Source organism: Mesorhizobium sp. UC74_2 (genome assembly GCF_042701485.1).
Classification (GTDB): Bacteria; Pseudomonadota; Alphaproteobacteria; order Rhizobiales; family Rhizobiaceae; genus Mesorhizobium.
The window spans coordinates 3,868,131-3,877,577 of sequence record NZ_CP170562.1 but is presented as its reverse complement, the minus strand read 5'-3'; the positions used below and the strand labels follow the sequence as shown (position 1 = coordinate 3,877,577).

The window sequence follows — 9,447 nt, the reverse complement described above, 5'->3', positions numbered from 1 at the left end:
TGTCAGTGCGTGGTCTGCGAATGTTCGCCGCCACGCTGCGAGATTCCGCCGAGCGCTTCGCCGGCATGCATGGCTTCACCATTGGTGGCGAGATCGCCAAGCGAGACGATGCCCACCAGCCGCTTGTCGCGGTTGAGCACGGGCAGGCGACGCACCTGGATATCGCCCATGTTCTGCAGCACGGCGCTGACTTCCTCGTCATCGAAGCAATATTTGACGTCCGATGTCATGACATCGCGGACCGGCGTTTCCGGACCCTTGCCCAGGGCAACGCCGCGCACCGCGATATCGCGGTCAGTGACCATGCCGATCAACTGATCGCCGTCGGCGACAGGTAGCAGACCTGCGTCGAGGGTGGCCATGGCTTGCGCAACGTCACGCAGGGTTGCGTCCGGCATGGCGATGCGTACGTCCTTGGTCATGCAGTCTCGTACTCTCATGGTGATCTCCCGGGAGTTCGGCGCCCCACGCCGATCAGATGATGCAAGCCCAATGAGCGGGCGGCAAAAAAGGTTCCGACGAAGTGGTCCTCCGTGCAGTTTCTCGGAACGGGAGCACGGATGATCTCGTTCCAGCCCTTGCAGCGCGGGCGAGGGAGGAACGGACGCGATGAAACCTGAGCTGATCTTCACCCACATTGCGAATGCGATATCTCGTGCCGCAGGCAAGGCCGTGACATTCGGCCTTTGCGTTGTGGCGGTGCTGGCCTGGGCGGTGACCGGCCCCTTTTTCGGCTATTCGGACACCTGGCAGCTGATCATCAACACCAGCACCACCATCATCACCTTCCTGATGGTTTTCCTGATCCAGAACACCCAGAACCGGGACAGCGCGGCGATCCAGGCCAAGCTGGATGAACTGATCAGGGCATCGGAAGCGAGAAACCGGCTGATCGGCATAGAGCATCTGACCGAAAAGGAAGTCGAGCAATTGCGCAAGGACATCGAGCGGAAGGTGAGTGCTCTTGCGAAAGGCAGACATGGGCGATTGCCGAAAAGAGGATCGCAACCCAAACAGTCCGCTACGACCAGATAATTGGAACGAGCCGCCACCCGGAAACGTTCGATTTCGGTCGAGCTTGGAGCCTCCGAGTTCGATTCAAGAATTTCGCAAGGAGAGAACCATGAGCCTCGGCACAATTCTGATCATCATCCTCATTCTTCTCCTGCTCGGTGGTTTCAGTGGTTTTGGCGGAGGTCCGTTTTATGGCACCGGTTATTATGGCGGCGGCGGATTGTCCCTGCTGCTCATCATCATTGTCATTCTGGTGCTGCTGGGACGGGTGTGATTACAAAGGAGAAGCCGATGCGTATCTTGACGCTCGTTACGGCCCTTTCGATGATGGCCGCCTCTTCGCCGGCACTGGCACAGCAGCCGGCCCGGAAGCTGCCCGAGGTGACGCCGGATCACTCGCCGCAGCAATCCGTGCCAATGCCTGGATTGTCGCCCGACCAGGAGGTCACGGCGATCAACATCGTCAGGGTCGAGGAACTGCCGCAGCCAGACAAGGCGCAGGTGGAGACCAAGCTGAACGACACCAGCGCGGATGAATTGCGCGAGCTGCAGACGTCGATCCAGGCGTCGCCGATGGCGGTGCTGATGCTGGCCCAGAACGGGCTCGACGCGACGCAGGTGGTGGCGGCAACCATAGACCAGACCGGGACGCTCACCTTGGTCATCCAGGAAACGGCATGACCGCCGAATTCTATCGATCGGTATCGAGTTGCTGGATGACTTTGGCGTCGCCGACATCGGTGAGCACGGTCTCCACTTCCTCGTCATCGACGCCGAGATAGGCCGCGATGACCCTGGGGTCGGAGCGGACGAAAGCCGGGTCGCCGTCGGAGATCTTGCGGCCATACTCCAGCACCACGATGTGATCCGAAATCTGCATCACCACCGACATGTCATGCTCGATGAGCAGGATCGACGTGCCGTTGTTGTCGCGGATATCCATCAGCAGCTCGTTGAGCGCCAGAGACTCCTTCGGGTTGAGGCCGGCGGCGGGCTCATCGAGGCAGAGCAATTCCGGCCCGGTGCACATGGCGCGCACGATTTCGAGCCGTCGCTGCGCGCCATAGGGCAGGTCGCCGGCCGGATCGTCCGCGCGGTCCATGAGATCGGCCTTTTCCAGCCAGTATTGCGCCAACTCAACAGATTCCGCGGAAGCGCGGCGATAGCTGCCGATGCCGAACAGGCCCAGGACGAGGAAGCCCGACGCCTTCATCAGCTTGTTGTGCTGGGCGACCAGCATGTTCTCCAGCACCGTCAGGCCTGGAAACAGGCGGATGTTCTGGAAGGTGCGGGCAACCTTGGCCCTGGCGGTGATCTGGAAATCCGGCATGCGTTCCAGCAGGAATTCCGAGCCATCGTGCCCGGTGAAATGGATCATGCCTTCGGTTGGCTTGTAGAAGCCGGTGATGCAGTTGAACACCGTCGTCTTGCCGGCTCCGTTCGGGCCGATCAGCGCGGTGATCTCGCCGCGCCTGGCCTCGAAGGAGAGATCACCGATGGCGACCAGGCCGCCGAATTCCATGGTCAGGTGCTGGACCTGAAGAAGGGTTGTGTTCATCGAGGGCACGCTCTCTTATAAAGCCCCTGAGGTTCGGAATGCGCGAGCAGCCGATCGGTTCCGCACCTCTTCGGCCGTTCTGCTCGCTGTGGAGAAACGCCACCGCCCGGCCAACGGCGTGGCGGCCCTCCGCGCACTTGAATATGGTGCGCCGACTCAATGGTTGGAGACGAAGTAACGCATGAGTGGCGCAGAACAGGCGGGCAAGGACCGGATCGCTTCCATCATCGCGGCTGAGATCTCGGCCAGGCCGCAGCAGGTATCGGCGGCGGTCGCCCTGCTCGACGAAGGGGCGACGGTTCCGTTCGTGGCGCGCTACCGCAAGGAAGCGACCGGCGGTCTCGACGACACGCAACTGCGCCAGCTTGCCGAACGCCTCGTCTATCTGCGCGAACTCGACGCGCGTCGCGTCGCGATCCTGGAATCGATCGGCGAACAGGGCAAGCTGACGGACGAGCTGAAGCTCAAGATCGCGGCGGCGGCGACCAAGGCCGAACTTGAAGACATCTATCTGCCCTACAAGCCGAAGCGGCGCACCAAGGCCGAGATCGCGCGCGAACGCGGGCTCGGTCCGCTGGCAGAGGCGATCATGGCCGATCGCGCTGCGGTGCCGCTGCAACTGGCCGAAGGCTATATCACCGAAGAGGTTCCGGACACGAAGACCGCGCTGGACGGCGTACGCGATATCCTTTCCGAACAATTCGCGGAAAACGCCGATCTCGTCGGCAAGCTGCGCGCCTATATGCAGGACCGCGCCTTCCTGCGTTCGCGTGTCGTCGACGGCAAGCAGGAGGCCGGTGCCAAGTTCTCCGACTATTTCGATCATGGCGAGCGCTGGGCGACGACGCCGAGCCACAGGGCGCTGGCGATGCTGCGCGGCCGCAATGAGGATGTGCTGTCGCTGGCGATCGAAGTCGATGCCGACGATACCTCGCCGGTCAAGCCGGTGGAGCGCATCATTGTGCAGACGCTGGCGATCGGCAACGTGCTGCCGGGCGACAAATGGCTGACCGAGGTCGCCGGCTGGACCTGGCGCGTGAAGCTGTCGCTGCATCTGTCGCTCGATCTGATGCGCGACCTGCGCGAACGCGCCGAGGAAGAGGCGATCCATGTCTTCGCCCGCAACCTCAAGGACCTGCTGCTGGCCGCTCCTGCCGGTTCGCGCGCCACCATGGGGCTCGACCCGGGCATCCGCACCGGCGTGAAGGTGGCTGTGGTCGACGGCACCGGCAAGCTCAAGGAAACGGCGACGGTCTATCCGTTCCAGCCGAAGAACGACGTGCGCGGCGCCCAGGCCGAACTCGCCCGGCTGATGCGCCAGCACAATGTCGAGCTGATCGCCATTGGCAACGGTACGGCCAGCCGTGAAACCGAGAAGCTGGTGGCCGAACTGCTTGGCGACATGCCGGCGCCGAAGCCGCTCAAGGTGATCGTCAGCGAGGCCGGTGCATCGGTCTATTCCGCCTCTGAAACGGCTGCCGCCGAATTCCCGGGCCTGGACGTTTCCCTCCGTGGCGCCGTCTCCATTGCCCGCCGGCTGCAGGATCCGCTGGCAGAGCTCGTCAAGATCGAGCCCAAGTCGATCGGTGTCGGGCAATACCAGCACGATGTCGACCAGTACCGGCTGGCGCGCTCGCTCGACGCCGTGGTGGAGGATGCGGTGAATGCCGTCGGCGTCGACCTCAACACGGCGTCAGCCTCGCTGCTGGCACGCGTGTCCGGTCTTGGTGCCTCGCTGGCGGAAGCAATCGTTGCCCACCGTGATGCCAATGGGCCGTTCCCCAGTCGGCAGGAACTGCTCAAGGTGTCGCGGCTCGGACCAAGGGCCTTCGAACAGAGCGCCGGTTTCCTGCGCATCCCGAACGGCACCGAGCCGCTGGACGCATCCTCCGTGCATCCCGAAGCCTATGGCGTGGCCAAGAAGATCATTGCCGCCTGCGGGCGCGACCTGCGCGCTCTGATGGGCGACCGCGCCATGCTGCAGGCGCTCGACCCGCGCGTTTTTGTTGACGAGCGTTTCGGCCTGCCGACCGTGCGCGACATCATCGGTGAACTGGAAAAGCCTGGCCGCGATCCACGCCCGGGCTTCAAGACGGCAACCTTTGCCGACGGGGTCGATGACATCAAGGATCTGAAGCAGGGCATGCTGCTGGAAGGCACGGTCACCAATGTCGCCGCATTCGGCGCCTTCGTCGACATCGGCGTGCATCAGGACGGCCTGGTGCATGTCTCGCAACTGGCCGACAGGTTCGTGAAGGACGCGCACGAGGTGGTAAAGGCCGGCGATATCGTCAAGGTGCGCGTGGTCGATGTCGACATTGCCCGCAAGCGCATTGGCCTGACGATGCGGCGCGACGGCGATGGCGGTTCGGCCAGGCCGGCTCGCCAGGACGGTCCGACAAAACCTTCGATGCCGCAGCAAGGCAGGGGCAGGCCGGACAAGGCGCCGCCGTCGCAGGGTGCGTTTGGCGCGGCGCTGGCCGAGGCCTTCAAGAAGCGATGAACGCCATCCGGACGGACAGGCCAGACGCCGGACGTCAGTTCACGGTGTTCTCCGGCCGCTTTCCGGTGAAATAGGCGTCGAGGCTCGCCAACACCATATTTCCCATGGTGCGGCGTGTCTCGATGGTGGCGCTGGCCTGATGCGGCATCAGCACGACATTGGGCAGGTCGAGAAAATCCTTGCGGATGGCCGGTTCGTTCTCGAACACGTCGAGACCGGCCGCCGCGATCGTGCCGTCGCGCAGGGCTGCAATCAGCGCATCCTCGTCAACCACGCTGCCGCGCGCGATGTTGATCAGTGTGCCCTGCGGGCCGAGTGCCTTGAGCACGGCCCCGTTGATGACACGGCGCGTGTCCGGCGTCGCCGCGACGCAGACGGCAAGCACGTCGCTGTCGGCGGCAAGCTTGGCCGCATCAGAAAAATGCGGCCAGGCGACGTCGTGATAGTGCGTCCGGTTTGAATAGCGCACAGCCATGCCGAACAGCTCGGCGCGCGTGCCCAGCGCGCGGCCGATCTGGCCGAGCCCCAGGATGCCCAGCCGCTTGCCGCGCGGGCTGGAGCCGAGCGGAAATTGTTCGCCTGCCTGCCAGCGGCCACTGCGCACGAAGCCGTCGCCCTCGACGATCCGGCGCAGCACGGCAAGGATCAGCGCCAGCCCCATGTCGGCAACTTCGTCGGTCAGCGCGCCCTGTGTGGTGCTGACATGAACATCGCGCTGGCGGGCGTAGGCCAGATCGATCCTGTCCGTGCCGACGCCGTTGACGGCAATGATACCGAGAGCGGGCAGCCGGTCGATCCAGTCATTGGTCAGGCCGGTGCCGCCGCCAGTCACGACGGCACGAATGTCGCTGCGCGCCGCTTCGACACTGTCACGCTGCGAGGCGTCGAAGAGGCGGTGCACCTGATAGCCGGCATCGAGCCTGGCTTCGATCTCCGCCATCATCGGTTCAACGAGCAAGAGCTGCGGTTTCAATCGACCTCCATGGAGCGTTTCTCGCGCCGATGCGCTGTTGCACGATCCGTTTGGTGGAGAACGCCACCAGGGTGTATAATCATCTCAGTCGACAGCCGAAACTGGGCTCGGCTGCAGGAGGGCGACATCCAGCCCGTTTGAGGAGGGCATGCTATGGCATTCCTCCACTTCGACACAAACCGTCCCGCGCACTTCCTCTCGGATTGGGGTGTCCCGATCGCAGCTGCCGCCATCGTCGGCTGCTGGGTCGCCCTGATGCTGTGGGGCTGAGCGCGCTAGCCGGGACTGACCGTCAGTTCCACGCGATCCGCCGAGAAGCGCGTCTGCGAATACTGGATCGGCTTGTCGCTGCTGTCGACATTGATGCCACGTGCGACCAGTACGATGGCGCCGGGTGAAAGCTGCAGATCGCGCGTGTCGGTATCATCAGCATGCCGCGCTTCGATGGTCGTCGAGGCGCGGCGGTAATCTGTGATGCCGGAGAGTGCGAGCGCCCGGGTAATTGAATGGGTGCTGGCGAAATGCCCTGCGATATCTGGGAAACGTGTGGCATGAAACCATGCGGTGGAACGTGAAACAGGAACGCCGTCGGCGAGACCGCGCATCTCGAGGCGGATGACCTCTTCGGAGACCTCAAGCCCGAGTGCGGCGGCAACCGCAGCGTTGGCAGGCTCGCGGGCCTGGTCGAGCAGTTCGATCTGACGGTCCCGCGCCTGGCCTTCAAGTCCGGCGGAGAAGCGAGTCCTGGCACCGATCGGATAAGTGAGGCGCTTTTGACGCCGCACATAGGTGCCGCGTCCCTGCTCGCTGCGAAGCACGCCTTCATGGACAAGGGCGGCGATGGCGGCACGGACCGTATGCCGATTCACGCCGAACCGTGCCGCAAGCTCGGCCTCGGGCGGCAGGCGGCCGTTCTCGTCGGCAAGGCCGCTGCCGATCCCGCGCCGGATCTCGTCGCCGATCTGTCGCCACAGCGCGACGCCCACCCCTCGATGCAATGCCGACTTCGACATTTTTCCTCACATGCACGGGGCCCGGGCCGCATCTATTTCGGTCAAATTAGTGCGGCCCGCCCTTGTTGTCATTCTTCCGTCATTCAACGGGTCTAAGACAAGTTAAGTTATCTAGTTGTCTAGATCAATAGACAAATTTGAGGTTGGCATGAACATCACGGCGGATCAAACCGCGCGGCGGGACCGGATGGCGGTCCTGGCGCGCTGCAGCAGCGAGCGGCTGAATGCGTTGTGGACGACGCTCGGACTGCAGCCCAGGCACACCCCTTTGCGCGGACCCGAGGCTGGCCTGGTGATGCTGCGCGGACGTGTCGGCGGCACCGGCGAGCCATTCAATGTCGGCGAGGCGACCGTTACCCGCGCCAGCGTCAAGCTGGAGGATGGTTCGGTCGGTCATGCCATGATGCTCGGCCGCGATCACGCCAAGGCGCGGCTTTCGGCGGTCATCGATGCGCTCTGCCGCAATGCCGGGACTGCCGCGCGCATCGATGCCGAACTGATCCAGCCGATACGGCGCGAGCTCGATATTGCCGACGAGACGCGCCGGCAACAGACAGCGGCCACGCGCGTCGACTTTTTCACCATGGTGCGAGGAGAGGACTGATGTTGAGCGAAGCGACCGCCTTGAAGGTGGTCACCATGGTGCGAGGAGAGGGTTGATGCTGAATGAAGCGACTGCCCTGGAGGGCGGGTTCTCCGATCCGGTCCTGAATGCCCAATCCGTCTTTCGCGCCGTCATGGATGCGATGGCGAAGCCTGCGACGATCGTCGAGGTCGACGCGGTGGTGACGCCACCCGCACCGCTCGGCCGCGCCGCTGGCGCCGTGGCCTGTGCCTTGATCGATGCCGATACACCGTTCTGGCTGGATGCCTCGCTGGCTGAGCATGCCGCGCTGCGCGCATGGCTTGCCTTCCATACCGGCGCCCGCGAGATGGCGACCTGCGGTGACGTTGCATTCGCCCTGGTCGGCGCTCCCCTGACCATGCCGCCGCTGGAGCGCTTTGCTCAAGGCACCCAGGAATATCCCGATCGTTCCGCCACGCTGATCCTGCAGGTGCCGGGCCTCGAAGGCGGCGCGCCGCTGACGTTCGGGGGGCCGGGCATACGCGGTCGCGTCACGCTGGCGCCGCGTGGCCTGCCACGGGATTTCGCCGCGCAATGGAAAGCCAATCGTAAGCGGTTCCCGCGCGGCGTCGACCTCATCCTCGCCGCCGGCGATGCCATCGCCTGCCTGCCGCGTTCGGCGCGCCTCGTCGAGATGGAGGGTTGATCGATGTATGTTGCAGTCAAGGGCGGCGAAGCCGCCATCGACAATGCCCACCGCCTGCTGGCCGATCGCCGTCGCGGCGACAGGTCGGTGCCGACGCTGACGCTCGAACAGATCACCGAACAGCTTAGCATCGGCGTTGACCGCGTCATGAGCGAAGGCTCGCTCTACGACCGCCGGCTGGCGGCGCTCGCGATCAAGCAGGCGCGGGGCGACCTGATCGAGGCAATCTTCTTGGTGCGCGCCTATCGCACCACGTTGCCGCGCTTCGGGCATAGCGAGCCCGTCGATACCGGCGCCATGCTGGTCGAGCGGCGCGTGTCCGCCTGCTACAAGGATCTGCCCGGCGGCCAGTTGCTCGGACCGACCTTCGACTACACGCATCGCCTGCTCGATGAAGAACTCGAAGGCGATCCGCAGATCGAAGCCGGAGCGCTGCGCGGCGGTGTCCAGGAGCCGGTCATGCGCGTGGCCGACATCCTCGGCCAGGAAGGGCTGATCGAGGACGACGGTTTCATCGATCCCGCGCTCGAGCCCGGCGACATCAACCAGACGCCAACCGAGTTTCCGATGTCGCGCGCCATGCGGCTGCAGTCGCTGTCACGCGGCGATGAAGGGTTCCTGCTGGCGCTCGGCTATTCGACCCAGCGCGGCTATGCCCGCAGCCATCCCTTTGTCGGCGAAGTGCGCATCGGCGAGGTCGACGTCGAGGTGTTCATGCCGGAACTCGGCTTCGCCGTGCCGATAGGTCGCGTCCAGGTGACCGAATGCCAGATGGTCAACCAGTTCAAGGGATCGGCCAAGGCGCCGCCGCAGTTCACACGCGGCTACGGCCTTGTCTTCGGCCAGTCCGAGCGCAAGGCGATGGCTATGTCGCTGTGTGATCGTGCGTTGCGGGCCGAGGAACTGGGCGAGGATCTGGTCGCAGCACCACAGGACCAGGAGTTCGTGCTGTCGCATTGCGACAACGTCCAGGCCACCGGCTTCGTCGAACATCTGAAACTGCCGCACTACGTCGACTTCCAGGCAGAGCTCGGTCTGGTTCGCACCATGCGCTCCGAATACGAGCAGCGTACCGACGAGGCGGTTCTTGAAACGAGGGAGGCCGCCGAATGAAC

At 64.2% G+C, this 9,447-nt stretch carries 10 protein-coding genes and 1 pseudogene; 7 read left to right on the top strand and 4 right to left on the bottom strand.

Annotation, left to right across the window (positions count from 1 at the left end; genetic code table 11):
• Window positions 1-2: 2 nt before the first annotated feature.
• On the bottom strand, window positions 3-440 hold the full coding sequence (locus tag ACFJIU_RS18890) for a CBS domain-containing protein (RefSeq protein WP_379062435.1): 438 nt from the start codon (window positions 438-440) through the stop codon (window positions 3-5).
• 169 nt (window positions 441-609) lie between these two features.
• On the opposite strand from ACFJIU_RS18890, the gene ACFJIU_RS18885 reads away from it, so the two are divergent.
• The 3 genes from ACFJIU_RS18885 (at window position 610) to ACFJIU_RS18875 (ending at window position 1,695) form a co-directional block, all read left to right on the top strand.
• Entirely contained in the window at window positions 610-1,035 is a 426-nt protein-coding gene (locus tag ACFJIU_RS18885) for a low affinity iron permease family protein (protein WP_379062433.1), read from the top strand.
• An 88-nt stretch (window positions 1,036-1,123) separates the two neighbouring features.
• Complete coding sequence (locus ACFJIU_RS18880; RefSeq protein WP_129411046.1) at window positions 1,124-1,288, top strand: DUF3309 family protein; 165 nt, start codon at window positions 1,124-1,126, stop codon at window positions 1,286-1,288.
• 17 nt (window positions 1,289-1,305) lie between these two features.
• Entirely contained in the window at window positions 1,306-1,695 is a 390-nt protein-coding gene (locus ACFJIU_RS18875; protein WP_379062431.1) for a hypothetical protein, read from the top strand.
• 19 nt (window positions 1,696-1,714) lie between these two features.
• On the opposite strand, the pseudogene ACFJIU_RS18870 reads toward ACFJIU_RS18875, so the two are convergent.
• A pseudogene (locus ACFJIU_RS18870) lies at window positions 1,715-2,572 on the bottom strand (ABC transporter ATP-binding protein); the annotation flags it as partial.
• A 181-nt stretch (window positions 2,573-2,753) separates the two neighbouring features.
• Between ACFJIU_RS18870 and ACFJIU_RS18865 the strand changes: the two are divergent.
• The gene (locus ACFJIU_RS18865; RefSeq protein WP_379062429.1) at window positions 2,754-5,075 is read left to right on the top strand and encodes a Tex family protein; all 2,322 of its coding nucleotides are present in this window, start codon (window positions 2,754-2,756) and stop codon (window positions 5,073-5,075) included.
• 34 nt (window positions 5,076-5,109) lie between these two features.
• Here ACFJIU_RS18865 and ACFJIU_RS18860 read toward each other — a convergent pair whose 3' ends face one another.
• Together ACFJIU_RS18860 and phnF are read right to left on the bottom strand one after the other, a co-directional pair.
• Window positions 5,110-6,018, bottom strand: coding sequence for a 2-hydroxyacid dehydrogenase (locus ACFJIU_RS18860; protein WP_379073163.1), 909 nt, complete (start codon window positions 6,016-6,018; stop codon window positions 5,110-5,112).
• A gap of 305 nt (window positions 6,019-6,323) precedes the next feature.
• The gene (gene phnF, locus ACFJIU_RS18855; RefSeq protein WP_379062427.1) at window positions 6,324-7,061 is read right to left on the bottom strand and encodes a phosphonate metabolism transcriptional regulator PhnF; all 738 of its coding nucleotides are present in this window, start codon (window positions 7,059-7,061) and stop codon (window positions 6,324-6,326) included.
• 148 nt (window positions 7,062-7,209) lie between these two features.
• Between phnF and phnG the strand changes: the two genes are divergently transcribed.
• The 3 genes from phnG to ACFJIU_RS18840 are packed head-to-tail and all read left to right on the top strand — an operon-like array spanning window position 7,210 to window position 9,445.
• Window positions 7,210-7,665 (top strand): phosphonate C-P lyase system protein PhnG, encoded by a 456-nt coding sequence (gene phnG, locus ACFJIU_RS18850; protein WP_379062425.1) that lies wholly within the window; start codon window positions 7,210-7,212, stop codon window positions 7,663-7,665.
• Window positions 7,666-7,720: 55 nt separating this feature from the next.
• Window positions 7,721-8,332 (top strand): phosphonate C-P lyase system protein PhnH, encoded by a 612-nt coding sequence (gene phnH / locus ACFJIU_RS18845; protein WP_379062423.1) that lies wholly within the window; start codon window positions 7,721-7,723, stop codon window positions 8,330-8,332.
• A 3-nt stretch (window positions 8,333-8,335) separates the two neighbouring features.
• Window positions 8,336-9,445 (top strand): carbon-phosphorus lyase complex subunit PhnI, encoded by a 1,110-nt coding sequence (locus ACFJIU_RS18840; RefSeq protein WP_379062421.1) that lies wholly within the window; start codon window positions 8,336-8,338, stop codon window positions 9,443-9,445.
• Window positions 9,446-9,447 lie beyond the last annotated feature (2 nt).